Below are 24401 nucleotides of genomic sequence, written 5' to 3' on the forward strand. Positions count from 1 at the left end.
CCGCAGCCTGCCCTGAGCCTGTCGATGGGCTGCCCTGCCTACCGCCCGCCGCTCCACAGCTCGGGCCGCCGCAGCAGCAGGGCCTGCGCCAGCACCAGCGTCTTGGCATCGGTCAGCTCGCCTGCCAGCACCATGTCGCGCAAGGCGTCCAGCGTGATCTCGTGCACGCTGATCGCCTCGAATTCGCCTTCCGCCCCGCCACCTTCGCCCACGCGGTCGGCAGCAGTGTATTCGGCAAGGTAGAGCATCACCCGCTCGGTCGAAACCGGCGGGATCGGCCAGATGTTGGCCACTGGCTCCAGCTGGCCCAGCCGCAGGCCACCTTCCTCCATCGCCTCTTCGCGGATGCGATCCTCGGGCGCGATGCCGTCGAGACCGCCGGCTATCGCCTCCAGCACCGGCGCCTCGCCCGCCGCGATCACCGGCGCGCGCGGCTGGGTGATCAGCAGGCAGCAGCGCCGCACCGGATCATAGGGCAGCACCGCCACCGCCTGCCCATTGTCGAGCAGATGGCGTTCCACCACCACGCCGTCGGGCAGCCGCACCTTCAGCCGCGAGAACCTGTACCAGCCGTCGTAGACCAGCTCCTGCCCGATGATCTCGCCCATGATCGTCCCAATCTCCGCCACGGCCGCTCCGCCACGCAATCGGCCTAGCCGCCCCGCCCGGCCCGATGCAACGACCGTTTGCTGCACCGCAAGAAGGGCGTTACGCTCGGCCCGACATGCGCCTGCGCCCCGCCTCGATCCTCGCCCCGATCCTCGCCTTGGCCCCGATCCTGGCCGCCGCGTCGCTCGTGTGCGTCGGACCCGCCCGTGCGGCGCCGGCAGGTCAGCCCATCGCCCTGCCGCTGTTCGGCAAGACGATCACCTTCCGCGTGCCCCCCGCCTATACGGCGCAGCCGGCCCAGCTCGCGCGCGGCCAGTTCCTGCTCGAATTCCTGCGCGATGGCGAAACCTTCGCCACCTGGCGCACGCTGCTGACGGTGCGCGGCTTTCAGGGCTTCGGCGGCATCGCCAAGGCCCGCCCGATCTCGCCCGCGCCATTTTCGAACCGCGCGCGTGCCCCAGCGGCGCGATCTTCGAAGCCGCCCCGCCCGAACAGACCGCCGGCGGCATGGAGCTGACCTACATCGCCATCGGCTGCGCCGACACGCCCGCCAACGCCTATGCCCAGGCGCAGGCCGGCTCGGGAGAGATCGACGTGATCGCGCTCTATCGCGATGCCGAAAACCTCTATTCGGTGCAGTACGCGGTACGCGGCCCGTCCTTCCGCGGCGGAAAGCCCCCGCTGTCGCTGGCCGATGCCCGGGCAACCCTCGCCCGCACCTTCGGCCCTGTCGCCATCATCCCCACACCAGCCGCCAGATGAGCGGCATGGAACACACCCCCTTGCGCCGGCTCGGCCTCATCGGCGGGATGAGCTGGGAAAGCACCGCGCACTATTACCGTCTGATCAACGCCCACGTGCGCGATGCGCGCGGGCCCACCAGTTCGGCCGACATCGTGCTCCATTCGCTCGATTTCGCCCCCATCGCGCAGGCCCAGCGCGATGGCCGCTGGGACGATCTCGGCCGCCAGCTCGCCGCTTCGGCGCGGCTGCTGGCCGATGCCGGCGCGCAGGCGCTGGTGCTGTGCACCAACACCATGCACCTGCTCGCCCCGGCGATCGAGGCGGCAACCTCCGTTCCCCTGCTCCATATCGCCGACCCGACGGCACAGGCGGTGGTCGCGGCGGGCATCACCCGAATCGCGCTGCTCGGCACGGCTTTCACCATGGAGCAGGATTTCCACACCGGCCGCCTGCGCGATCGGCACGGGCTCGATGTTCTCGTCCCAGATGCCGAAGACCGTGCGCTCGTCCACCGCGTCATCTACGACGAACTCGTGGCCGGGGTGATCTCACCCACCTCGCGTGAAGCCTACCGCGCGGTCATCGCCCGCCTTGTCGCGCGCGGCGCGCAGGGGCTGATCCTGGGCTGCACCGAAATCATGCTGCTGATCGACCAGAGCGATAGCGCGGTGCCCTTGTTCGATACCACCGCGCTCCACGCCCGCGCCGCCGCCGCAGTGGCGCTGGGCTGCGATAAATAACGGACGCGTCAGTTATTTATCGGCGTGCGCGTCAATTTGCACTGTCCTACGCCGCACCTTTCTGGCAACAGCCTGGCCCATGAAAACTCGCGGAACACCGTCGCTTTGGCTCTTCCCGAACCCGCTCGCCCGACCGACGGAGTTCTCGTCCAGGACACTGTCAACTTCGTCAACTTGGGCCCGCAGCCAGATTTTCTCCAGGACCGTGTCAACCCCGTCAACCCCCTCCTGCTGCGGAGCCCCGGCATGACCGGCCTCACCCATCTCGACCCGGACGGCAATGCCCGCATGGTGGACGTCGGCGGGAAGGCCGAGTCCCGGCGCCTCGCCATCGCCGGTGGCCATATCCGGATGAGCCGGGAAGCGCTCGCCGCGATCCGTGACGGCGAAGTGCCGAAGGGCGATGTCCTCGCCGCCGCACGCATCGCCGGGATCATGGCCGCGAAGAAGACCGGCGAACTGATCCCCCTGTGCCACCCGCTGGCGCTCGATGCGGTCACGGTCGATTTCGTGCTGACCGAAACCGGCGTCTCGGTCACCGCCAGCGCCTCGCTCACCGGGCGCACGGGGGTGGAAATGGAAGCGCTCGTCGCCGCCACGGTCGCGCTGCTGACGATCTACGACATGGCCAAGGCGCTCGACAAGGGCATGGTCGTCGAACAGGTTCGCCTGCTGGAAAAGCGCGGCGGCAAGTCTGGCGATTGGAAGGCGGCAGACGTGCCCGACCGCACCGCATGAACGCAGGCGCCGAACCGTCCGTCCGCACCCCGCCGCTGCCGCTGCGCACTGCGCAGGAACGGCTGGTATCGCTGGCGCCCGATCTCGCCATCGAACACCGCGCGGTGGCCGATTGCAACGGCTTCTACCTCGCCCACCCGATCACCGCGCACCGCACCCAGCCCGATGCGCCGCTCTCGGCGATGGATGGCTACGCCATGCGCGCGGCCGATTTGCCCGGCCCCTGGCAGGTCATCGGCGAAAGCGCGGCCGGGCATCCCTTTGGCGGCACCGTCGCCGCCGGGCAGGCCGTGCGGATCAGCACCGGCGCCGTCCTGCCCGATGGCGCGGACATGGTCCTGCTGCAGGAAGATGCGGCGCGCGCTGGCGATCGCGTCACGCTCACCGGCACGCCGCCTTCGCCCACCGGGCGCCACATCCGCCCCGCCGGCATGGACTTCGTCGCCGATGCCCAGCTGCTCGCCCCCGGCACCCGCATTGGCCCTGCGCAGATCGCGCTCGCCATGGCCGGCGGTCATCAGCACCTGCCCGTCCGCCGCCCGCTCCGGCTCGCCATCATCGACAGCGGCGATGAACTTGTCGGTCCCGGCAAGCCGCTTGCGGCCCACCAGATCCCCGCCAGCAACGGTCCGATGCTCGCCGCCATGGCCGCCGGACTTCCGGTACAGGTCACGCGCATCGGCCCGGTGGCCGACCGGATCGACGATATCGTCGCGGCGCTCGAACAGGCCGGCGGGGCCGACATCATTGTCACCAGCGGCGGCGCCTCGGTCGGCGATCACGATCTCGTGCGCCCCGCGCTCGCCGCGGCGGGCGTCACGCTCGATTTCTGGCGGGTCGCGATCAAGCCCGGCAAGCCGCTGCTCGTCGGGCGGCGCGATCATGGCGCCGGTCCGGAATTCGCCAGTCCACAGATCGTGCTCGGCCTGCCGGGAAACCCGGCTTCGGCCTTCGTCACCGGCTTCCTGTTCATGCTGCCGCTGCTGCGCGCCACGCTCGGCGCCGCAGAGGCGCTGCCGCGCACGATACCGGCGCGCCTTGCCGCCGATCTGCCCGCCGGGGGCAGCCGCGCCGAATTCCTGCGCGCCCGCTTCGAAGGTGGTGCGGTCACGCTCGATCCGCTGCAGGATTCGGGCGCAATCACTGCGCTTGCCCGCTCCAACGCCCTGGTCGTGCGTGAGGCACGTGCGCCCGCGCTGCCTGCCGGAAGCGAAGTGCCGGTCTATCTGCTCGAAACTGGCAGAATTGCTTGACGGGTTTGGTGGAGTTGCTTATTCGTTCCGCATTCGTTCGCCAGTGATGAGAACAAGGGGCGAAGGAAACGGCAATAGGGAGCAAGCGTGATGTTGACGCGCAAGCAGCATGAGCTGCTGACCTTCATCCAGAACCGCCTCGAGGACTCCGGCATTTCTCCCTCTTTTGAAGAGATGAAGGAAGCGCTCGACCTCAAGTCCAAGTCCGGGGTCCACCGCCTGATCTCCGCGCTGGAAGAACGCGGCTTCATCCGTCGCCTGCCCAACCGCGCCCGCGCGCTCGAAGTGTTGCGCATGGCGGACGGCAATGCGGTGAAGGGCGTTGCCCCCGCTGCGCCCGCACCGCTCGCCGCCAATGCGAACACCGCCAATGCGAACACGGGGGTGCCGCCGCTGCGCGCCCCGGCCCGTGCGCCCGAACCCGCCAACGACGTGATCGAACTGCCGCTCCACGGCCGCATCGCCGCCGGCGCCCCGATTGAGGCGCTGGAAGGCACCTCGACGCTTCCCGTCCCTGCGGCGCTGCTCGGCGCGGGCGAACATTACGCGCTCGAGGTGTCCGGGGATTCGATGGTCGAGGCCGGCATTCTCGATGGCGATTACGCCCTCGTGCGCCGCACCGAAGTCGCCCGCGACGGGGAAATCGTCGTCGCGCTCATCCGGGGCGAGGAAGCCACGCTCAAGACGCTGCGCCACGAAAAGGGCATGGTGCGCCTCGATCCGGCCAACGCTGCCTACGATCCGCAGTACTACGCGCCCCACGAAGTGCAGATCCAGGGCAAGCTCGCCGGCCTTCTGCGCCGCTATCACTGAGGCGGCGACGGCGGACGGGGCCGTGATGCCAGGGCGCCGGGGGCAGGCCAGCGGTACCAGCCGTGATGCCCCTGCGTTTCGGCCACGGTGCGCACCCGGCCGCTGCCAAGCTCGATGGCAAGACCGCCCGTCTGGCGCAGCAGGCGCCGGTCGGCTTTCAGCAGGCGGGGCTTGCAGGCATCGGGCAGGCGGCGATCGGCGATGACGATATCCGCGGCCGCGCAAGCCTCGACCAGCGGCGCCCACGGCGTCAGGTCCCTGCCCCGGCTCATCAGCAGCACGAAGCGGCGGGGCCGGCCCGACACCTGACGAACGATCGCCAGACGGCAAAAATCGGCGTTGCATTCGGCCCCCGGCGCTTCCTCGATCGGTGATGAAAGGTCCTTGATCCCGGCAGCTTCCATCAGCGTGTCACGGGCAAAGTCGCTCCGCCCTTCGCGCAGCAGCAGCAGCCCGCCGCCCGGATCCGCAGCCGTGATGCCGACCTGCCGCCCATCGCCCGAAACCAGCACGTCGGGCGTCGGCGCGGTCAGCACCAGCACGGTGGCCAGCGCGATGGGCGCGAAGCCCCACAGCCGCACCCGCCCGCTCCACAGCGCCAGCCACAGCAGGCCGGCGATGAACAGGCCGAACGTGATGCGGTCCATCCCCGGCAGCATCGTCACCGCGCCCGGTTGTGCGGCGGTTTCGTGGGCCATCCACAGCAGCAGGTCGAGCGACTTGCCGACGAGATACCATACCGGCGCGCCCCACCCCGCCAGATCGAGCAGCAGCGCCAGCGCCAGCAGCGGCATCGTCGCAAAGGTGGTCAGCGGGATCGCCACGACATTGACCAGCGCGCCGTAGAGCCCGGCGCGGTGGAAGTGGAACACCGCGATCGGCATCAGCGCCAGTTCGATCACCACGCCGGTGACGAGCAGCATGGCAAGGTGGCGGCCCGTCCGCACGAACCAGCCTTCGTCGCGAGGGGACAGGAAGCGGCGCGCAGGGGCGGAATTGTGGAACGCGATGATGGCGATGACCGAGGCGAAGCTCATCTGGAAGCTGGGGCCCCACACCGCTTCGGGCCAGAACAGCAGGACGGCGAAGGCCGCGACGGCAACCATCCGCAGCGACAGTGGATCGCGGCCCAGCGCCATGGCGACGAGCACCAGCAGCGCGCCAACGCAGCTGCGCACCGTCGGCACTTCCGCACCGGTCAGCAGGGTGTATCCGATCCCCGCGAGCGCCCCCGCAGCCGCCGCCACGAGCGGCAGGCGGACACGCAGCGCGATGGCGGGAATGAGCGCGAGCAACCCCATGACAAGGGCATAGACCCCCGCGATCACCGCGCTGACATGCAGGCCGCTGATCCACAGGAGGTGGGTGAGCCCGGCATCGCGCATCGCGTCTTCGTCGTCTTGCGCGATCGCACCCCGATCACCGCTGGCGAAGGCGGCGGCGATAGTGCCGGGCGAACCGCCGAGCTGGCTGCGCACGTGGCGCGACAGGGCCCTGCGCACTTCGCCGAGCGAGCCATCGCCGGGGCCGGGATCCAGCACCTCGACCGGGCCCAGCGCGCGGCCGGTGGCGGCAAGGCCCTGGAACCAGGCGGCGCGGGCGAAGTCGTAGCTGCCGGGCAGCATTGGCGGCGCGGGCGGCATGAGCCGGGCGTCGAGCCGCACGGTGGCGCCCTCGGCCATGCCGGGCCGGTCCTGCTCCACCGGTACGTTCACACGCACCCGCTGCGGCGCCAGGGGCAGATCCTGCGCATCGCGGCCGCCCGGCGAACGTGGCAGCAGGCGGGCGGCGAGGACGAGCCGGATCGCATCCTTGGCCCCCTGATCCTCGCGCGAAAGTACCCGCCCTTCGATCGTCACCACCATCGGCCGGGCGATGGGCGGCGCGCCGACGAAGGTCGACTTGGCCCACACCAGCCCCAGACCGCCGACGAGCATCACCAGCAGCCCGAGAATCGCTGCCCGCAAGTGCGAAAGATCGCCCTGCGCATCGATCAGCGACGCGCCCGCCCCCACCGCAGCGCACAGGGCCAGAAACGCCAGCCACTGCGGCGGACCCGGCAGGACAAGCCATGTAGCGATTCCAACGCCAAAGCCCACGACGAGCCACGATCCGCGTTCGAGCGGACGGCGGGCGAGGAATTCGTCCATGGTGCGCTGCACACTGGACAAGCGGCGCAGATTGCCCCAAGGCCGCGGCGAAGATGTCGCGAGCCAGTCTTGCGGATCTGCCGCGGACGAGTCTTCGGCTCGCGTCGCCATGTTGACACTGGAAGGATCGCGTTCCGCAAATGGCAAGTGCCACTGATACCGTTTCTGCAGGATCGGCTCTTGCCGGCGGTGGTGACCGCACCGGCGTCGTTACCCGTTTCGCCCCTTCCCCGACCGGCTACCTCCATATCGGGGGGGCGCGCACCGCGCTGTTCAACTGGCTGTTCGCGCGCCACCACGGCGGCAAGTACCTGCTGCGGATCGAGGATACCGACCGCGCCCGTTCCACCGACGCGGCGATCGAGGCGATCTTCGACGGGCTGGAATGGCTGGGCCTTGGCGGCGACGAGCCGGCGGTGTTCCAGTTCGCCCGGTCGGAGCGTCACGCGGAAGTGGCCCACAAGCTGCTGGAAGCGGGCCACGCCTATCGCTGCTACCTGACACAGGAAGAACTGGCTGCCATGCGCGAGAAGGCGCAGGCCGAAAAGCGCCCGTTCCGCATCGCCAGCCCGTGGCGTGATGCGGACCCGGCGAGCTGGCCGGCGGACAAGCCCTATGTCGTGCGCATCAAGGCGCCGCGCGAGGGCGAGACGGTGATCGAGGATCTGGTCCAGGGCACGATCACGGTCCAGAACGTCGAGATCGACGACTACGTGATCCTGCGCAGCGACGGCACACCGACTTACATGCTGGCGGTGGTAGTCGACGACCACGACATGGGGGTGACCCACGTGATCCGCGGCGACGACCACATCAACAATGCCTTCCGCCAGATCGTGCTGATCCGCGCGATGGACGCGATCGAAGGCAGCTGGCCGGATCCGGCCTATGCCCACATCCCGCTGATCCATGGCGCGGATGGCGCCAAGCTGTCCAAGCGCCACGGCGCTCTGGGCGTGGATGCCTATCGCGATGAGATGGGCCTGCTGCCCGAAGCGGTGCTGAACTATCTGATGCGCCTTGGCTGGGGCCATGGCGACGAGGAGATCATCAGCACGACGCAGGCGATCGAATGGTTCGACATCGGCAACGTGAACAAGGGCGCATCGCGCTTCGACTTCAAGAAGCTGCTGAACCTGAACGGCCACTACATCCGCGAAGCCGACGACGCCCGGCTGGCGGCGCTGGTGGCCGAGCGGCTGCCGGCGCTTTCGCCCACGTTCGATGCGAGTCCCGATCTGGGGGGGCGCGACCTGGACCTGTTGACCAGGGCGATGCCGGTGCTGAAGGTTCGCGCCGCCGATCTCAACGAACTGGCGCGCGGCAGCGTATTCCTGTTCGCGCAGCGCCCGCTGTCCATCGATGAAAAGGCGAGCGGCCTGCTGACCGAGGATGCCCGCGCATTGCTGGGCAAGATCGCCGAGCGGATCGCCGGCGAGGCCGAGTGGACCAACGAGGCGCTGGAGGCATCGCTCAAGGCGATGGCCGAGGACCTCGGACTTGGGCTAGGCAAGCTCGCTCAGCCCTTGCGCGCAAGCTTGACCGGGACGACTACCTCACCCGGAATTTTCGACGTACTGACGCTGCTTGGACGGGACGAGTCGCTGGCTCGGATCCGTGACCAGGCCGCGTGACCCAACGGATGCGACTGAACAACCGCACGGACAAACAGACAATTAGGAGGGCATAGCGTGAGCGAGAACCAGGCTACTTTGACCGCCGACGGCAAGACCATCGACATGCCGGTGAAGAGCGGCACGATCGGCCCGGACGTCATCGACATCCGCAAGCTCTATGGCGCGACGGGCATGTTTACCTATGACCCGGGCTTCACCTCGACCGCCAGCTGCGATTCCGCGCTGACCTACATCGACGGTGACGAAGGCGTGCTGCTGCACCGCGGCTACCCCATCGGCCAGCTGGCCGAGCACAGCTCGTTCATGGAAGTGAGCTATCTGCTGCTGAATGGCGAGCTTCCCAACCAGGGCGAGCTGGACGAGTTCACCCGCACCATTTCGCGCCACACCATGGTGCACGAACAGCTTTCAAGCTTCTACAGCGGCTTCCGTCGCGATGCGCACCCGATGGCGGTGATGTGCGGCGTGGTCGGCGCGCTTTCGGCGTTCTATCACGACAGCACCGACATTTCCGATCCGGTGCACCGCAAGATCAGCTCGCACCGCCTGATCGCCAAGATCCCGACGATCGCGGCGATGGCCTACAAGTATTCGGTCGGCCAGCCCTTCCTCTATCCGGACAACAAGCTGTCCTACACGGGTAACTTCCTGCGCATGACCTTCGGCGTTCCCGCCGAGGAATACGAGGTGATCCCCGAAGTCGAAAAGGCGATGGACCGGATCTTCATCCTCCATGCCGACCACGAACAGAACGCCTCGACCTCGACCGTGCGCCTTGCCGGTTCGTCGGGCGCCAATCCGTTCGCGTGCATGGCCGCGGGCATCGCCTGCCTGTGGGGCCCGGCGCATGGCGGCGCGAACGAAGCCGCGCTCAACATGCTCAAGGAAATCGGCACGCCCGACAAGATCCCGCACTACATCGAGCGCGCCAAGGACAAGAACGATCCGTTCCGCCTGATGGGCTTCGGTCACCGCGTCTACAAGAACTACGACCCGCGCGCGACCGTGATGCAGAAGACCGTGCGCGAAGTGTTCGATGCGCTGAAGGTCAACGATCCGCTGTTCGAAACCGCGCTGCGCCTTGAAGAGATCGCGCTGAACGATCCCTACTTCATCGAGAAGAAGCTGTTCCCGAACGTCGACTTCTATTCGGGCATCATCCTGTCCGCGATCGGTTTCCCGACCACGATGTTCACCGTGCTGTTCGCCCTCGCCCGCACCGTGGGCTGGGTTGCACAGTGGAACGAAATGATCAGCGATCCCGGCCAGAAGATCGGTCGTCCGCGCCAGCTGTATACCGGCCCGACGGCGCGCGACTACGTGCCGATCTCGCAGCGCTGAGGCATTGGACGGCGCGGAGTCCAGGTGTGCCGGTTTTCCCAGCAAAACCGGTCGGGCCAGCTCTACACCGGCCGGACGGCGCGCGATTACGTGCCAATCTCGCAGCGCTGAGCAGCGCAGGGCAATGACGCCATGACGACGGGTTTCCGGACATGAAACTCCTGTTCCGGATCGTCGGCATGGCGGCCCTGATGATCGGCTTGCTCTGGATCGGCCAGGGCACGGGCCTCGTGACCTGGCCTGCATCCTTCATGGTGGCGCAAAAGCAGTGGGCGCTTTGGGGCCTGCTGCTCGCTGTTCTCGGCGTCGTGCTGTTGCTGCGCGTGGCCCGGCGGCGCTGATCGCAGCAGCGTTCCTTATCGAGTGAGCGAACGCTCGTCGTTCTGGAACGCGGCCTCTTCGGCGAGGTCCGCGGGCAGCGTGAGGATGAAGCAGGCACCCTGCCCCGGCGTCGGTGCGACCTGAAGGTCGCCGCCCATCGCCTTGGCGAGCCGGCGGGAGATGTAGAGGCCAAGGCCGCTGCCGCCATCGCCGCTGCGACCGAGCCGCTCGAACTTGTCGAATACGCGGATCGCCTGGGCTTCGGTCAGCCCTTCGCCCTGATCGGCAACCGAGATCCACGCCGTGCGCCCTTCGACGCCGACCCCGAGACGCACCTTCGAGCCGGCCGGCGTATACCGCAGCGCGTTCGTCAGCAGGTTGAGCAGCACCTGCAGGACGCGGCGGAACTCGCCGATGGCCGGGGCGCTTTCGTCGGCGGCCGGGCAATCCACCTCGATCCCCGATTCCTTGGCCCGGACCGAGAGGATGCCGACGGCGCGGCGCGCGCAATCGGCAAGGTCGATGCGATCGGGCGCTGGGCTGAAATCGGCGGATTCGACCGCTTCGAGATCGGCCAGATCCTCGATCAGCCCCATCAGGTGGCGGCCCGCCTCGGCAATGTCGGTGGCGTAGGAAGCGTATTCCTCGGCCAGGGGACCCGCGAGCCGCGTGCGGATCGTTTCGGCGTTGGCGATGATGCGGGTGATCGGCTGGCGCAGCGCCGGGGCAAGGTCGCGGCCCAGCAGCGTGTTCCACGCCGGGTGCGTCGTCACCGTGTCGGGCAGTTCGTGCGGCAGGCGTTCGATCGATTCGGGGATGACCAGCAGTTCGAACCCGCCGCCGACCTGCGGCAGGATGCGCGCGTGCCAGCGGCGCATCGAACCGGGCGCGGTGAACGTGGCATCATCGAGCAGGCGCCAGTGGAGCGGCTGCTTCTGCCCGGCGCGGTCGAGCCGGATGAAGTCGGTCCAGAAACGGCCGATGCCGTCCTGCAAGGCAAGCGACAGATCGTGCAGATCGCTGGCGCGCAAATGGGCGGCAAGGACGCGCTGTTCGGCATCGAGCAGGATCTCGCCCTCGGACAGCTGGCGCAGCAGGTCCTCGTCAGGGGTCAATTCCGCTACGGGCTGCACGTCGCCGGTAGGGCGCCACTGGCTCGCCTCGATATAGGTGAGATCGGCGGTCGGGCGGACCGAGACCCAGGCGGAAATCGAGCGGCCTTCATCCACGGCGACGATCATGCGCGACAGCGGCAGGCGCGCGCGGCGGGCCTTGCGCACCAGCGCGAGTAGCGCGGGGATGGCGATCAACCCGGGCATCCGCCCACCGCAGCGCAGCTGCAGCCCGGCAAGCGGTTCGTCCGCCTCGACCAGCCAGTTCGCCGCATCGGATCGTGCCCGGATCGGGCCCGGCGTGGTCATCCGTCGTTGGCCGCCTCAGCCAGGATCGCGGCAGCGCGATCGGGGTGGAGCCCGCCGAGCCCCTCGGGCAGGCCAATGTCGGGATGGAGCGCCATGAACTGCGCGGCGGTGACTTCGGCGCCAACGCCGCAGGCACCGAGCGCCAGGGCAAGCCGCGAGAGCTGGGTCTCGGTCGTGGCCATGATCGCCATCTCGCGCGAGAGGTGCGCGCCCGAGGCGAGCGCCGAGAGGAAGATCGCCACGCCCGCATTCTCGATCGACAGCGCGCGCGCGGCCTCCTCGGCGGGCAACGCGGCAATCACCTGGTCGATCAGGGCAAGGCGGGTGCGATCGGCATCGAGCCGCTGGCGCACGCGCTGGGCGGCAAGCGCGACGGCGCGCTGCGCATCGCCTTCGCCACCGGCCACGGCGCCAACCGCGCGGATCGCGGCGGCAAAGAGCGGTTCGGGCAGCTCACCCGCAGACAGCTGCATGCGGCGCTGCGCCTGGCCGAAACGGGCTTGCGCGGCCAGCAGGCTCATCGCCGTGGCAGAAGCGGTGCCATCGGCAGAGGCGATGCAGGCCTGCAGCAGCGGCGGCAGCACGGGATCGAGCGCGAGCCGGGAGTGAAGCCGCTCGGTCAGCTGCCATTCGAGCGCGAGGCCGTGGAAATGCGTGAGCAGCGAAGGATCGGCCATGAGCCGCGTGGCGAGCTCGTCTGCCCCGGTCTGCGCCCACTCCTGCGGATCGCCCTGCCCTGCGGCTTCCGCCAGCGCCATGACCAGCTGGCGCGAGACATCCTGGAACATGCCGCGCACCCGCGCGACGATCTCGTCGCTGAAGATCGAGTTGTCGTCGCTGCGCAAAAGGTGCGCCAGGATCGGGCCGTGGCTGGCGATGACTCGATCTGCCGCGACGAGCTCGTCGCGCAGCAAGGCCTCGATTGCCCGAGGTGCGCCGTCAGAGGGTGCGGGTAATGCCATGCGACGCTCTTAGGCGCTGCTGGTTAATGGCGGGTTAGGTGCTTGTCTATCGCCGGACGCTCCGGTGCGGACCTTCCGCAACCAGAGCAGGCTGGACAGGAGAAGCGCGACGATCAGGCCCGCCAGCACCACGTCGAACGAAGCGAACATGGCCACCACCGCCAGGCCAAGGCCAAGCGCGAGCCGGTCGCCCAGCCAGTCGACCGCGCGCGACGGCGGCGCTGCGAGCACCAGCAGCCGCAGCAGCAGGATCAGCACGACCGGAGCAAACCAGCGCAGCAGCGACATGGCCCCCGCATCCATCGGCAGGCCGCTGCGCCAGGCACAAAGCGCCACCAGCGTCGCATCGAGGGCGATCGCGATCGGCCCGTCGAGCGCCAGGCGCCCGGGCGATGCCAGCAGGGCATTGCGTTCGACTTGCGCCAGCAACTGGCCGATTTTCGATACGCCGGCGGCCAGACCGGTGATGCACAGCGCCCCGGCGATCCAGCCGAACCGCCCGGCGCCGAGCGCCAGGAGCAGCAGGACCAGGGCCGCAAGCTGCAGTAGCGGTGGGCGGGTTCCGGCGTGGAGCAGCGAGGGCCCGGCATGGCGCAGGGCAATGCGCGCGAGCACAGTCGCCGGCGCATCGGATGAATCGCGCGCGGCATTGTGGGCGAGCCAGCGCCGCTCCACCACCTGGGCCTCCGCCTCTGTCCGGACGAGTTGCCAGCGTCCTTCGGCGAGCGACGCACCAGGCAGATCGCGCATCGGCTGGCGTGCCTGCACGGCGAGCCGAAGCAGGGCCGAGACCGGGTTCCATTCGGAAGGCAGATCGCCAAGGCCGGCAACGATGCGCCCGGGCAGGCGCATCATGCCGGCAAAGGCGTGGTTGATATCGATCCGTTCGAATCCGGCGACGATGCCCGCTTCGACCGGAAGAGTGACGATGCCGGGCGCCTTTTCGACCAGTTCGAGAGCTTCGACCGGAAGCGCGAGCAGGCCATCGGCAATGACCAGCAATTCGTCTTCGGGCGAGACCAGCGGAACGATCGCACGGGTGTTGGCAACGACGTGAAACCGTGCGCCCTGCTGTTCGGCAACGTGTTGCAATTCAACGAGATCGCCGGTCAGGTTCTCGCTCAGTGCCACGATCCGCTTGCACCCGAACGCAAGCGCGAGCGCGAGCTGGTGGCGCAGGACCGTGCGGCCACCCACGAGCAGTCCCCCGCGCAGGGTCTGCGGTTCGCCGGGCACGGAATCGAGCGACGATAGTAAAGCGACGCGCAAGCGGTGGGTTCTCCTGGGGGCGGCGCATCGTAGGGCCGAGTAACGTGACTGCCAAGCGGTACGCATGACCCTTGGCGTGCAAGCCCAAAGGCATCCACTTTCCCCCGACATTGCGACGAGATCGGGGCCATCCGGGCCAAGCCGGGTTTCGGGATCGGCGCGAGCCATGATATGACGTCGCCATGACTGGGGGATCGCGGATCATTCCGATTGACGGCGGCGGTGCGGATGCGCCGGGCGCAGGAGCCACGCGCATCGAGCCGGAGGCGCACGACGCCGCGCCGGCCACGCTCGACACCACGCTGGACGACGTTTTCGACGAAGCGGGCGAGGACGGCGAACCCGCTCTTCCCGCCCCCCGTGCGCCGTGGATTGCCGCCGTTGCCGTGGCCGGCTGGACCGCGTTCTTCGTGTGGGCGAATTTGCCCGCTTTCCAATCGGGCGTGACCCCGGCGCAAGGCGCGCAGCTGACGACGAGCTGGGCAACGCCGGTGGTGCTGGCGCTGCTGGGCCTGCTGCTGGTGCTGCGCGGATCGCGGCGCGAAACGAGCCGCTTCAACGACGCGGCGCGGCAGCTCTCGCTCGAATCGGAGCGGCTCGAAGCCCGCCTTTCTTCGGTGAACACCGAGCTTTCGCTGGCCCGCGAGTTCATCGCCGCGCAGAGCCGCGATCTTGAGTCGCTGGGCCGAATCGCCGTGGACCGGCTTTCGGGCTCGGCTGATCGGTTGCAGGACCTGATCACCGGAAACGGCGCGCAAGTGGACCGAATCGGTGAAGTGTCGAGCTTTGCCCTTGCCAACATGGAAAAGCTGCGGGGGCAGCTGCCGGTCATCGCCAATTCGGCGAAGGACCTGACCAACAACATCGGCAACGCCGGCCGCGCCGCGCATGTCCAGATCGAGGATCTGATCGGCGGATTCCAGCGGCTCAACGAATTCGGCGTCGCAAGCGAACGGCAGGTGGCGCAGATCCGCGAACGCGTCGACGCCGCGCTGGCCGGGTTCAGCGACGCCGCCGAGCGCATGGCCTCGCTCGCCGCCCAGCGCTTCGACGCGCTCGACCGCGACAGCGCCATCCGCCGCGCCGCGCTCGAGGCGAGCGAGGAATCCGCGCTCACCGCGATTGGCCGTCGCATCGCCGCGCTGGCGAACGAGACCGAACGGCTCGACGCCGAGATCGGACGTCGCCGCGCGCTGCTCGATGCCGAATTCGCCGAACAGCGCGAGGCGGTGGAGCGCCGCCTCGCCGAGCTCGACCAGCAGATCGGCGAGCGGCGCGCGATGATTTCCGCGGCCAGTGCCGAAGCCACCGAAGCGCTGGCCGAAACGCTGGCGCGGCTCGACACCGCAGTCGATGCGCAGCGCGCCAAGCAGCGCGAGGAGGCACGCCAGCTTTCGCTCCACTGCGATACTGTGGCCGAGCGCGTGGCGGGCTTTTCCGCCACGTTGCGCGCCTCTGGCGAACAGGGCGCGGCGACCGCGGCAACGGTCGACAAGGCAATGGAGATGCTCAACAACCGCCTTGCCAACATGCGCGAGGCGCTTTCGGGCACCGACCTGCAGATCGGCGAACTGACCGAATCCGCCGTGCGTCTGCTCGAACTGATCCGCGCCGGTGGCGATCATACCCGCACCCAGATCCCCGAAGCGCTGCGCAGCACCGAAGCCGGGCTCAACAAGATCGAGGACCGCGTCGTGGCGCTGCGCGACACGCTGCGCGAGGCTGGCGACACGGGCCGCGTCCTGTCCGAAACCATTGTCGGCACGCGTGGCAACGTCGCATCGATCACCAGCGAGATCGCCGATCTGCAGCAGGCCTTTGCCAGCCGCGCGAGCGAGCAGGAGGCGCGCCTTGCCGCGCTGCGCACGACGATGGCCGGCGCCAAGGCCGACAGCGAAGCGCTTTCGGGCGAGATCGAGGAACGCCTTTCGACCGCGATCGCGCACTTGAGCGATGCCGCGATTCACACCGGTGAAGCGTTGCGCGATGGCGCCGGTGCCGAAGTTTCCGCCCTTGCCGCAAGGCTCGGCCAGGAAAGCCAGGCGGCGATCGTGAAGGTTTTGCAGGGTCGCGGGGCGGAGCTTGTGGCCCGGCTCGAGGAAGCGATCGACACGGCCGCTTCGGCCAGCCGCGACACCGCGCTGCAGATGACCGAGCAACTGGCCAAGGTCGGCGAACTGGCAACGGCGATGGAAGACCGCGTGGCACGGGCGCGCGAGCGAGCCGAGGAGCAGGTCGACAACGACTTCGCCCGCCGCGCCGCGCTGATCACCGAATCGCTCAATTCGACCGCGATCGACATCACCAAGGCGCTGTCGGCCGATGTGTCCGAAACCGCGTGGGCATCCTACCTGCGGGGCGACCGGGGCATCTTCACCCGGCGGGCGGTATCGCTGCTCGAAGCAGCCGAAGCGCGTACGGTGCAGCAGCACTACGAAGGCGATCCCGAATTCCGCGAGCACGTGAACCGCTTCATCCACGACTTCGAGGCGATGCTGCGCCAGCTGCTTTCGACGCGCGATGGCAACGCGCTGGGCGTGACGCTGCTTTCGTCCGACATGGGCAAGCTCTACGTCGCGCTGGCGCAGGGGATCGAGCGGCTGCGGGCCTAAGTTGGCGGGCTTACAGGCGCTTCCACATCAGCGCTTCGTCGGCGTAGCCGTCTTCGCGGCAGACCGAATCCGGCTCGATCGCATAGAGTTCGAAGCCATGGCGTTCGTAGAGCCGACGCGCGCGCAGGTTGTCGGCCATCAGCGTCAGTTGCAGCTGGCGTAGGGGCATGGCGCGGGCGGCCTGTTCCAGGGCATCGAGAATGCGCGCCGCAGCGCCCGTGCCCCGCGCGGCAGGCACGGCGTACATGCCCCAGATCAGCCCCTTGTGATCGAGCTTCACGCCGGGGAAGCGGGTCAGGCCTCCAACGGCTAGCCAAGCGCCATCGGCTTCGAGCGCGACGACATGATCGCGCGCCAGGCGATCGCGCCAGGCCTGTAGCCCGAGCGCGGCATCATCGACGCTTGCCCCGCGAAAGTTCTGCGCATCGCCATCGAGAGCGAGGCGGCGCATGGCGAGAAAACGTTCGGCGTCGTCAGGTGTGAGGCGAATGATCTCCATGCGCTGGACCTTAGCGGCGCAAGCCGCATCCGTCGCGCTCAATGGAAATCGCGCGATTTGGGGATGATCCGCACGTTGCGCGGATGGGTCCGGTGATAGCCGCATTCGCGATTGCCCGGAGGCGCGACGAAAGGCTCCTCGGGCGGCATGGCCGTGGGGGAAACCGCACGCGCGTGACTGGGCAACGGGTTGTTGACATGGTCGGCACGGGCCAGCGGCGGGGCCAACGTGGCTTCGGAAAGGGCATTGAGCGAAGCGCTGGCATCGGTCAGGTGGGCGGCGATCACGTGGATGACCTCGTCATCGTATTCGACGCGGCCGCGCACTTCCATCAGCCGCGCGCCCATCACCACCTTGCGCTGCTTTTCCTTGAGATCGGGCCAGACGACGATGTTGACCACGCCGGTTTCGTCCTCGAGCGTGATGAAGCACACTCCCTTGGCCGAGCCGGGCTGCTGGCGGATCAGCACCACGCCCGCGACATGGACCATGGCGCGGAACTTGCGCTGGCGCAGGTCGCAGGCGCGCACGAAACCGCGATCAGCAAGGCTGGCGCGCAGGAAGGCCATCGGATGCGCCTTCAGCGACAAGCGCTGGGTCTGGTAATCGGCGACGACCTCCTCGGACAGCGGCATCGTCGGCAGGCGGGTGATGCTGCGCTCCACGCCCTGGTCGCGCGCGGCCGCAGCGGCGAACAGCGGCAGGTCTGGCGCCGCGATCAGGCTGCGCGCATCCCATAGCGCCTGGCGCCGCGAGAGGCCGAGCGAGCCCAGCGCATCGGCGGCGGCAAGGCGCTCGACGATTGCCGGCGACAGGCCCGCCCGTTCCTTGAGCGCGGCGGCATCGGCGAAGGCCCCGCCTTCCGCCCGCGCGGACACCAGCGCGGCGGCAGCGTGTTCGGCAAGGCCATCGATCTGACGCAGGCCGAGCCGCAGGGCGACGACGCCGGGGCGCTTTTCCTCCAGCGTGCAGTCCCAGTCGGAATGATTGACGTCGATCGGGCGCACCTCGACACCGTGCTGGGCAGCATCGCGGACGATCTGCGCCGGGGCGTAAAAGCCCATCGGCTGCGAATTGAGCAGCGCGCAGGCGAAGGCGGCGGGGTAATGGCACTTGAGCCATGACGATACGTAGACGAGGTGCGCGAAGCTTGCCGCGTGGCTTTCGGGAAAGCCGTATTCGCCAAAGCCCTTGATCTGGTCGAAGCAGCGCGCGGCGAAGTCGGGATCGTAGCCGCGTTCGATCATCCGGCCGACCATCATGTCCTGCAGTTCGTCCACCATGCCGCGACTGCGGAAGGTGGCCATCGCCTTGCGCAAGCGGTTGGCTTCCAGGCTGTTGAACTTCGCCGCATCGAGCGCGATCTTCATCGCCTGCTCCTGGAAGATCGGCACGCCGTATGTCCGCCCGAGAATCGAGGTCAGTTCATCGGGTGGGCCATGGCTGGGATGGGGTGCGGGGATCGTCACCGCCTCGTCCCCGCGCCGCCGCTTGAGATAGGGGTGGACCATGTCGCCCTGGATCGGCCCGGGCCGGACGATCGCCACCTGCACGACAAGATCGTAGAATTCGCGGGGGCGCAGGCGGGGCAGCATGTTCATCTGCGCGCGGCTCTCGACCTGGAAGACGCCCAGCGAATCCCCCTTGCACAGCATGTCGTAGACCGCCGGATCCTCGCGCGGGACGCTGGCGAGCGTCAGGTCCTGCCCGTGGTGCGCGCGCAGCAGGTCGAGGCACTTGGCAATGCAGGTGAGCATGCCGAGCGCCAGCACGTCCACCTTGAGGATGCCCAATGCGTCGATGTCGTCCTTGTCCCATTCGATGAAGCTGCGTTCGGGCATGGCCCCGTTGCCGATCGGGACGGTTTCGGTAAGTGGCCCGTGGGTTAGGATGAAGCCGCCGACGTGCTGGGAAAGATGTCTCGGCATTCCGATCATCTGCTGCGTCAACTTCAGAACACGCTTCAAGTGTGGATCGGTCAGATCGAGCCCGGTTTCGGCAACGTGCCTTTCGGCAATCTCGGTACCCCACCCGCCCCAGACGGTGCGCGCGAGCGCGGCGGTGACGTCTTCGGTCAGGCCCATCGCCTTGCCCACCTCGCGCACGGCCATGCGCGGGCGATAGTGGATCACCGTGGCGCAGAGCCCGGCGCGCTGGCGGCCGTAGCGGCGGTAGATGTACTGGATCACCTCCTCGCGCCGTTCGTGTTCGAAATCGACGTCGATGTCGGGCGGCTCCTTGCGCTCCTCGGAGATGAAGCGATCGAACAGCAGCGCGTGTTTGGCAGGGTCCACCGCGGTGATCTCCAGACAGTAGCACACCGCCGAATTCGCCGCAGAACCACGCCCCTGGCACAGGATTGGTGGATCGCAGCTGCGGGCGAAATCGACGATATCCTTGATCGTGAGGAAGTAGGTCGCGAGATTGAGCCTGCCGATCAGCGCGAGTTCGCGGCGTAGGGTTTCGGCGACGCTATCGGGCACGCCGGTGGGATAGCGGACTGCGGCACCAGCCCATGTCCGTTCTTCAAGCCATGTCTGAGGATCATGGCCTGAAGGGCATATTTCCTCGGGATATTCATAACGCAGCTCGCGCAAACTGAAATGGCAGGCATCGGCCAGATCGCGCGCAGCGGCGATCGCATGGGGCCATCTGGCAAAGAGGCGAACCATCTCCTCGGGCGACTTGAGGTGCCGTTCGCCATTGGCTTCGAGCAGGTAGCCCGCGCGATCGACCGTGGTCTTGTGGCGGATCGCGGTCATCACGTCCTGCAGCGGCCGACATTCAGGCGCATGGTAGAGCACGTCGTTGGTGGCGAGCAGCGCAAGGCCGTGCGCCCGAGCCAGCGCATCGAGCCGCTCGATCCGGGCCATGTCGTCGCCGCCATGGAAGTGACAGGCGGCGATGTGGCGCAATGTGGACAAGCTGTGGACAAGCCGGGGGACAAGATCGGCAAAGGTGGTGGACGCCTGCTCTGCCAGCTGCACGCCATCGTGCAGGGCGACGACGTTGCCGGTCCCGCCATGCACGGAAAAGCGCCGGTCCAGATCGCGCGGCGGGACGAGCACGAGGTGGATGCCCTCGGCATGCGCGGCGAGCAGGGCGAGATCGATCTCGCATACGCCCTTGGCCTGCCATTCCCCATCGAGCGTTGCCATGCGCCCGGTCGAGATCAGGCGGCACAGGCGCCCGTAGGCGGCGCGGTCGGAGGGGTACGCCAGGAAGACGAGCCCCTCTGTCGTTTCGATCCGGCAGCCGATCACCGGGCGCAGCCGCGCCGCCTCCGCCTCGGTATGGATACGCACGACGCCGGCCATCGAATTGACGTCGGCCACGCCCAGTGCGTCGTAGCCCAGGGCACGCGCCTGCATGACGAGATCGACCGGATCGGATGCTCCCCGCAGGAACGAAAAGCAGGTGACAAGGCCAAGTTCGACGAAGGGCGCGCGGGGCGGTGGGGCCTGGTTCTCTTCGGGATCAATCCGCCGCCGCTCGGGGGTCAGCGCACCTTCGGGCATCGCCCTGGACACACTGACGTCATGACGTCAGTTCCTTCAAACGCGCCGCAACCGCGCGCAAATCCTCGGCAAAGCGCTGCTCCTCACCGGCCCGGGCATCGTCCTGAAGCCGCAGCAGGTAGCTCGGGTGCGTGGTGAGCCACAGTTCGGTTCCGTCATCCAGCACATGGGGGCGGCTGCGCTCCTTCTGCACGCTGACCGTGCGGCCCAGCAGCGAGCGCGCCGCGCTGGCCCCGAGCGCAAGGATCAGGCGCGGGCGGACCAGCAAGCGCTCGCTTTCGACCCACCAGCGGCAGATGTCGATCTCCTTGGCGGTGGGCGACTGGTGCAGCCGCCGCTTGCCCCTTGGGACGAACTTGAAATGCTTGACCGCATTGGTGAGCCAGGCGTCGCCAAGATCGATCCCGGCCTGTTCGAGATGGGATCGCAGAACCTGCCCCGCCGGGCCCACGAAAGGCCGGCCCTGCTGTTCCTCGACATCGCCCGGCTGTTCGCCGACGATCATCAACGGCGCGTGCGAAGGCCCCTCGCCTGCCACCGCACTCGTGCCGTTGCAGCCGATTGGGCATCGGCGACAGGCTTCGATGTCCTTCGCAATCTGCTTGAGGTTTACGGGGCGTTCCTGATCCTGGAACACCGGCTTTCCGCTTTCCACCATCGTCGCCTCGCGCGCCTGGGCCGTGGCGACGAGCTCGGGAATGAGCGTCGCTTCGGGCATGTTCTTCCAGTACTTGCGGGGCATCTCCTTGAGCATGGCCCCGATCTTCAAACGCGCGGGATTGAAGATCGACGCATAATAGCGCCGCCACAGGTCCTCGGTGGGATCGCCGGAGGGGGCATCGGCGCGTTCGGCCGGCGGCCCTTCCTGCAACGTCTCCCCATCCCAGTTAAGCGTGCCCTGCGGGGTGAGGATCGACCAGCGCATGGTGGTGAAGCGCCGGACGAAAAACCCGGCATTGGCGCGCAGGATATGATGTTCGGGTTCGAACCAGGCGACATAGCGTTCCGCGCCATCTTCTTCCTCGACAACGCGGAAACGCAGGAAGGCGCGCATCTTGTGGATATCGCGCCGCACCTGGCGGGCCAGCCTGTCAGCCTGACCCACATCGGCATCGGCGGCATCCTCCATCAAACGGGGGCGCGACTGCAAACGCCAGAGCAGCCGGTAAAGCAGATCAAATCTTTTAGAATCAGAATGCAGGATGACGCTCTGGGCAATCTGCAGGAACTGCCGAGACACGCGTGGTTGCGGCGCTTCCGCAGGGGGCACGGGCAGGCGGCGGTCCCCTTGCGCGAACAGGTCGCCGCCCGCACTGCCCCCCGCTCCGTGGGGCGCTTCCCATACCACGCGGTCTGGCGGAACGTCGCACTGGACCAGACGCCGCGCCTGATCGCGCCAGCCATCAAAATCGTCGGGCGCTGCCAGCGTGACAAGCCAGGCGTGGGGCAGCCGCATGTCGCGAAACGGCTTCATGCCGCAAACAGCTCGAGCTGCTCCGCCTTCTTCGGCGCGACGAGCGTGCGCAAGTCGGCCTTGTCGGTCAGGAGGACCGGGCGCCAGTCTTCGGCGACAAGGAACGGCCGCACCTTCGCCAGCGAGACCGTAAGCCGGGCAATGTCATCAAGCCGCAGGCGGCGCTGGCGGCGAGCGGCGAGGATCGCATTGACCGCCCGCACGCCAAGGCCCGGCACGCGCAGCAGCGCTTCGCGCGGGGCACGATTGACATCGACAGGAAAGCGATCCCGAAACTTCAGAGCCCAGGCGAGCTTGGGATCGATATCGAGCGGAAGCATGCCGCCGGCATCGGTCGCCTGCTGCACTTCACCCGGGGCATAGCCGTAAAAGCGCATCAGCCAGTCGGACTGGTAAAGCCGGTGTTCGCGGATTAGCGGCGGGCGCTTGAGCGGCAGGACGGCGCTGGCGTCAGGGATCGGGCTGAACGCGGAATAGTAGACGCGGCGCAAGCTGAAACGATCGTAGAGCGTGCTGGCGCGACCGACGATATCGGCATCGCTGGCCGCATCGGCGCCGACGATCATCTGGGTGGATTGCCCGGCAGGGGCGAACTTCGGAGCCGATCTGAACTTGCGGCGCGCATCCCGGGCTTCGACGATCGCGTCCTTGACCGTGCCCATCGCTCCTTCGATCTGACCGGCCGACTTGTCCGGCGCGAGGCGGGTGAGCCCGGCGACCGTCGGCAGTTCGACGTTAATCGACACGCGATCGGCATAGAGCCCCGCCCGGGCGACCAGTTCGGGATCGGCCTCGGGGATCGTCTTGAGGTGGATATATCCTCGAAAATCGTGTTCTTCCCGAAGGATGCGCGCGACTTCTATCAACTGCTCCATGGTGTGACTGGAGCTCTTGACGATGCCCGAGGAGAGAAACAGCCCTTCGATATAGTTGCGGCGATAGAACGCCAGAGTCAGGTCCACGACCTCTTGCGGGGTGAAGCGCGCGCGCCGCGTGTTCGAGCTCTTGCGATTGATGCAGTAGTGGCAATCGAACACGCAGTGGTTGGTCAGCAGGATCTTGAGCAACGAGATGCAGCGGCCATCGGGCGCATAGGCGTGGCAGATGCCCATGCCCTCGGTCGAGCCGATGCCCTTCCCGCCCTTGCTGTTGCGCTTGGCCGTGCCCGACGATGCGCAGGAGGCATCGTACTTGGCGGCATCAGCCAGGATTTCGAGTCGTTCCATGACGGTTTGCTGGGCCATTCGTTCTCTATACGTTCCAATGTTGGGTATGGCCAGAGGGAAGCCTTGCTCGCTGAGACAGCCCGTTGGGGAAATGCGAGTGCCTTGGCGCGAGGAACCGGGCAGAGCCCTGCGCGGTTGATTGGCGAGTGGACGGGACCCTTGGAGATTCAATGTCATGCCGATGATCGAAACGCGCGACGGGACTAGCCTCTACGTCAAGTCCTGGGGTGAGGGCGCGCCCGTCATCCTGATCCACGGCTGGCCTCTGTCGGGCGATTCCTGGGATCCGATCAGCCACACCCTGGCCGAGGCCGGATATCGCGCGATCGCCTATGATCGGCGCGGGTTCGGACGTTCCGACCAGCCATCGGGCGGTTATGACTATGACACGTTCGCCGACGATCTGGCTGACGTCATGGCCGCGACCGGGGCAAGCGACAACGTGACGCTGGTGGGCTTCTCGATGGGCGGCGGCGAGATCGCCCGCTACATGTCGCGCCACGGCGGACGCGGGGTTGCGCGGGTGGCGCTGGTGTCCTCGGTCGTGCCCTACATGCTCAAGACCGAAGACAATCCCGAAGGCGTGCCGCAATCGACCTTCGACCAGATGACCGATGGCATGCTGGAGGATCGGGCCAAGTTCATGGCCTCGTTCTTCAAGGATTTCTATGGCGTGGGCTGGATCAGCCAGCCGGTGAGCGACGAGGTCCTGCAGCTTTCGTGGGCGACCGCGATGATGGCAGGACTGCGCCCTACGCTCGCCGCGGCGAAGGCCTTTGCCACCACGGATTTCCGCCCTGACCTGCCATCCTTTACCGTGCCGACGCTGGTCATTCACGGTACTTCGGACAAGACCGTGCCGATCGAGGCAACGGGACGCGCGGTGGCGCGGGCGGTGCCCCACGCGACGCTGATCGAATACGATGGCGAACCGCACGGCGTGTTTGCGACGCAGGTCGAACGGCTCAAAGCCAATCTGCTCGACTTCCTTGCCGGACGCGATCCGGATGATCGGCAGGAAGTGCTGGATGCCATGACCGCAAGCGCGATGGTAACGCCGCCTGTGTGAGGGGC

General features: G+C 67.7%; 20 protein-coding genes. 11 read left to right on the forward strand and 9 right to left on the reverse strand.

The annotated features are described in order from the left end of the window. Positions 1–38 precede the first annotated feature (38 nt). Positions 39–629: an NUDIX hydrolase gene (locus tag HHL27_RS10990; RefSeq protein WP_338114879.1), complete on the reverse strand. Its 591-nt coding sequence runs from the start codon at positions 627–629 to the stop codon at positions 39–41. Positions 630–724: 95 nt separating this feature from the next. Between HHL27_RS10990 and HHL27_RS10995 the strand changes: the two genes are divergently transcribed. The 6 genes from HHL27_RS10995 to lexA all read left to right on the forward strand — a co-directional run bounded on the left by HHL27_RS10995 (position 725) and on the right by lexA (position 4897). Beyond that, positions 725–1126, forward strand: a complete 402-nt coding sequence (locus HHL27_RS10995) for a hypothetical protein (RefSeq protein WP_169493452.1) — start codon at positions 725–727, stop codon at positions 1124–1126. Further along, positions 1117–1371 carry a hypothetical protein gene (locus tag HHL27_RS11000; protein ID WP_169493453.1) on the forward strand — a complete coding sequence of 85 codons (255 nt, stop codon included), beginning with the start codon at positions 1117–1119 and terminating at the stop codon, positions 1369–1371. The genes HHL27_RS10995 and HHL27_RS11000 overlap by 10 nt, the downstream gene beginning before the upstream one ends. Before the next feature lie 5 nt (positions 1372–1376). Then, entirely contained in the window at positions 1377–2093 is a 717-nt protein-coding gene (locus tag HHL27_RS11005; protein WP_277350567.1) for an aspartate/glutamate racemase family protein, read from the forward strand. Positions 2094–2339: 246 nt separating this feature from the next. After that, on the forward strand, positions 2340–2831 hold the full coding sequence (gene moaC / locus HHL27_RS11010) for a cyclic pyranopterin monophosphate synthase MoaC (protein WP_169493454.1): 492 nt from the start codon (positions 2340–2342) through the stop codon (positions 2829–2831). After that, positions 2828–4084: a molybdopterin molybdotransferase MoeA gene (locus HHL27_RS11015; RefSeq protein WP_169493455.1), complete on the forward strand. Its 1257-nt coding sequence runs from the start codon at positions 2828–2830 to the stop codon at positions 4082–4084. Before moaC ends, HHL27_RS11015 begins: the two co-directional genes overlap by 4 nt. 90 nt (positions 4085–4174) lie before the next feature. Next, on the forward strand, positions 4175–4897 hold the full coding sequence (gene lexA / locus HHL27_RS11020) for a transcriptional repressor LexA (protein ID WP_169493456.1): 723 nt from the start codon (positions 4175–4177) through the stop codon (positions 4895–4897). On the opposite strand, the gene HHL27_RS11025 is transcribed toward lexA, so the two are convergent. Then, positions 4891–7047: a ComEC/Rec2 family competence protein gene (locus HHL27_RS11025; protein WP_240959689.1), complete on the reverse strand. Its 2157-nt coding sequence runs from the start codon at positions 7045–7047 to the stop codon at positions 4891–4893. The genes lexA and HHL27_RS11025 overlap by 7 nt on opposite strands. 140 nt (positions 7048–7187) lie before the next feature. On the opposite strand from HHL27_RS11025, the gene gltX reads away from it, so the two are divergent. The 3 genes from gltX (at position 7188) to HHL27_RS11040 (ending at position 10366) form a co-directional block, all read left to right on the forward strand. Continuing rightward, positions 7188–8681 (forward strand): glutamate--tRNA ligase, encoded by a 1494-nt coding sequence (gene gltX, locus HHL27_RS11030; RefSeq protein ID WP_169493458.1) that lies wholly within the window; start codon positions 7188–7190, stop codon positions 8679–8681. A gap of 57 nt (positions 8682–8738) precedes the next feature. After that, positions 8739–10025: a citrate synthase gene (locus tag HHL27_RS11035; RefSeq protein ID WP_169493459.1), complete on the forward strand. Its 1287-nt coding sequence runs from the start codon at positions 8739–8741 to the stop codon at positions 10023–10025. A 152-nt stretch (positions 10026–10177) separates the two neighbouring features. Then, positions 10178–10366: a hypothetical protein gene (locus tag HHL27_RS11040; protein ID WP_169493460.1), complete on the forward strand. Its 189-nt coding sequence runs from the start codon at positions 10178–10180 to the stop codon at positions 10364–10366. 15 nt (positions 10367–10381) lie between these two features. On the opposite strand, the gene HHL27_RS11045 is transcribed toward HHL27_RS11040, so the two are convergent. Genes HHL27_RS11045 through HHL27_RS11055 form a run of 3 tightly spaced genes read right to left on the reverse strand, consistent with a single transcriptional unit; the run spans position 10382 to position 13998 of the window. Then, the gene (locus tag HHL27_RS11045; RefSeq protein ID WP_169493461.1) at positions 10382–11767 is read right to left on the reverse strand and encodes a sensor histidine kinase; all 1386 of its coding nucleotides are present in this window, start codon (positions 11765–11767) and stop codon (positions 10382–10384) included. After that, entirely contained in the window at positions 11764–12729 is a 966-nt protein-coding gene (locus HHL27_RS11050) for a hypothetical protein (protein WP_169493462.1), read from the reverse strand. The genes HHL27_RS11045 and HHL27_RS11050 overlap by 4 nt, the downstream gene beginning before the upstream one ends. A 9-nt stretch (positions 12730–12738) precedes the next feature. Beyond that, positions 12739–13998 carry a hypothetical protein gene (locus tag HHL27_RS11055; RefSeq protein ID WP_240959690.1) on the reverse strand — a complete coding sequence of 420 codons (1260 nt, stop codon included), beginning with the start codon at positions 13996–13998 and terminating at the stop codon, positions 12739–12741. A gap of 182 nt (positions 13999–14180) precedes the next feature. On the opposite strand from HHL27_RS11055, the gene HHL27_RS11060 reads away from it, so the two are divergent. Then, positions 14181–16610: a coiled-coil domain-containing protein gene (locus HHL27_RS11060; RefSeq protein ID WP_169493463.1), complete on the forward strand. Its 2430-nt coding sequence runs from the start codon at positions 14181–14183 to the stop codon at positions 16608–16610. Between the two features lie 10 nt (positions 16611–16620). Here HHL27_RS11060 and HHL27_RS11065 read toward each other — a convergent pair whose 3' ends face one another. From HHL27_RS11065 to HHL27_RS11080, 4 genes are read right to left on the reverse strand one after another with little or no spacing between them, the layout of a single operon-like run. Beyond that, positions 16621–17109 (reverse strand): GNAT family N-acetyltransferase, encoded by a 489-nt coding sequence (locus tag HHL27_RS11065; protein ID WP_169493464.1) that lies wholly within the window; start codon positions 17107–17109, stop codon positions 16621–16623. 38 nt (positions 17110–17147) lie between these two features. Next, the gene (locus HHL27_RS11070; protein WP_169493642.1) at positions 17148–20627 is read right to left on the reverse strand and encodes an error-prone DNA polymerase; all 3480 of its coding nucleotides are present in this window, start codon (positions 20625–20627) and stop codon (positions 17148–17150) included. Positions 20628–20646: 19 nt separating this feature from the next. Then, positions 20647–22101 carry a UdgX family uracil-DNA binding protein gene (locus tag HHL27_RS11075; RefSeq protein ID WP_169493465.1) on the reverse strand — a complete coding sequence of 485 codons (1455 nt, stop codon included), beginning with the start codon at positions 22099–22101 and terminating at the stop codon, positions 20647–20649. After that, positions 22098–23345: a putative DNA modification/repair radical SAM protein gene (locus HHL27_RS11080; protein WP_169493466.1), complete on the reverse strand. Its 1248-nt coding sequence runs from the start codon at positions 23343–23345 to the stop codon at positions 22098–22100. Before HHL27_RS11080 ends, HHL27_RS11075 begins: the two co-directional genes overlap by 4 nt. A 157-nt stretch (positions 23346–23502) precedes the next feature. On the opposite strand from HHL27_RS11080, the gene HHL27_RS11085 reads away from it, so the two are divergent. After that, entirely contained in the window at positions 23503–24396 is an 894-nt protein-coding gene (locus HHL27_RS11085; RefSeq protein ID WP_169493467.1) for an alpha/beta fold hydrolase, read from the forward strand. Positions 24397–24401 lie beyond the last annotated feature (5 nt).

The organism is Novosphingobium olei (assembly GCF_012927405.1).
GTDB classification, from domain to species: domain Bacteria; phylum Pseudomonadota; class Alphaproteobacteria; order Sphingomonadales; family Sphingomonadaceae; genus Novosphingobium; species Novosphingobium olei.

Excerpts from the sequence above, each read along its gene's own strand:
- HHL27_RS10995 (WP_169493452.1), top strand. The coding sequence starts at position 725 with ATGCGCCTGCGCCCCGCCTCGATCCTCGCCCCGATCCTCGCCTTGGCC.
- HHL27_RS11070 (WP_169493642.1), bottom strand. The coding sequence starts at position 20,627 with ATGCCCGAAGGTGCGCTGACCCCCGAGCGGCGGCGGATTGATCCCGAA.
- gltX (WP_169493458.1), top strand. The coding sequence starts at position 7,188 with ATGGCAAGTGCCACTGATACCGTTTCTGCAGGATCGGCTCTTGCCGGC.
- HHL27_RS11085 (WP_169493467.1), top strand. The coding sequence starts at position 23,503 with ATGCCGATGATCGAAACGCGCGACGGGACTAGCCTCTACGTCAAGTCC.
- HHL27_RS11040 (WP_169493460.1), top strand. The coding sequence starts at position 10,178 with ATGAAACTCCTGTTCCGGATCGTCGGCATGGCGGCCCTGATGATCGGC.
- HHL27_RS11060 (WP_169493463.1), top strand. The coding sequence starts at position 14,181 with ATGACTGGGGGATCGCGGATCATTCCGATTGACGGCGGCGGTGCGGAT.
- HHL27_RS11045 (WP_169493461.1), bottom strand. The coding sequence starts at position 11,767 with ATGACCACGCCGGGCCCGATCCGGGCACGATCCGATGCGGCGAACTGG.
- HHL27_RS11015 (WP_169493455.1), top strand. The coding sequence starts at position 2,828 with ATGAACGCAGGCGCCGAACCGTCCGTCCGCACCCCGCCGCTGCCGCTG.
- HHL27_RS11075 (WP_169493465.1), bottom strand. The coding sequence starts at position 22,101 with ATGAAGCCGTTTCGCGACATGCGGCTGCCCCACGCCTGGCTTGTCACG.
- moaC (WP_169493454.1), top strand. The coding sequence starts at position 2,340 with ATGACCGGCCTCACCCATCTCGACCCGGACGGCAATGCCCGCATGGTG.
- lexA (WP_169493456.1), top strand. The coding sequence starts at position 4,175 with ATGTTGACGCGCAAGCAGCATGAGCTGCTGACCTTCATCCAGAACCGC.
- HHL27_RS11050 (WP_169493462.1), bottom strand. The coding sequence starts at position 12,729 with ATGGCATTACCCGCACCCTCTGACGGCGCACCTCGGGCAATCGAGGCC.
- HHL27_RS11000 (WP_169493453.1), top strand. The coding sequence starts at position 1,117 with ATGGAGCTGACCTACATCGCCATCGGCTGCGCCGACACGCCCGCCAAC.
- HHL27_RS11005 (WP_277350567.1), top strand. The coding sequence starts at position 1,377 with ATGGAACACACCCCCTTGCGCCGGCTCGGCCTCATCGGCGGGATGAGC.
- HHL27_RS11080 (WP_169493466.1), bottom strand. The coding sequence starts at position 23,345 with ATGGCCCAGCAAACCGTCATGGAACGACTCGAAATCCTGGCTGATGCC.
- HHL27_RS11065 (WP_169493464.1), bottom strand. The coding sequence starts at position 17,109 with ATGGAGATCATTCGCCTCACACCTGACGACGCCGAACGTTTTCTCGCC.
- HHL27_RS11025 (WP_240959689.1), bottom strand. The coding sequence starts at position 7,047 with ATGGACGAATTCCTCGCCCGCCGTCCGCTCGAACGCGGATCGTGGCTC.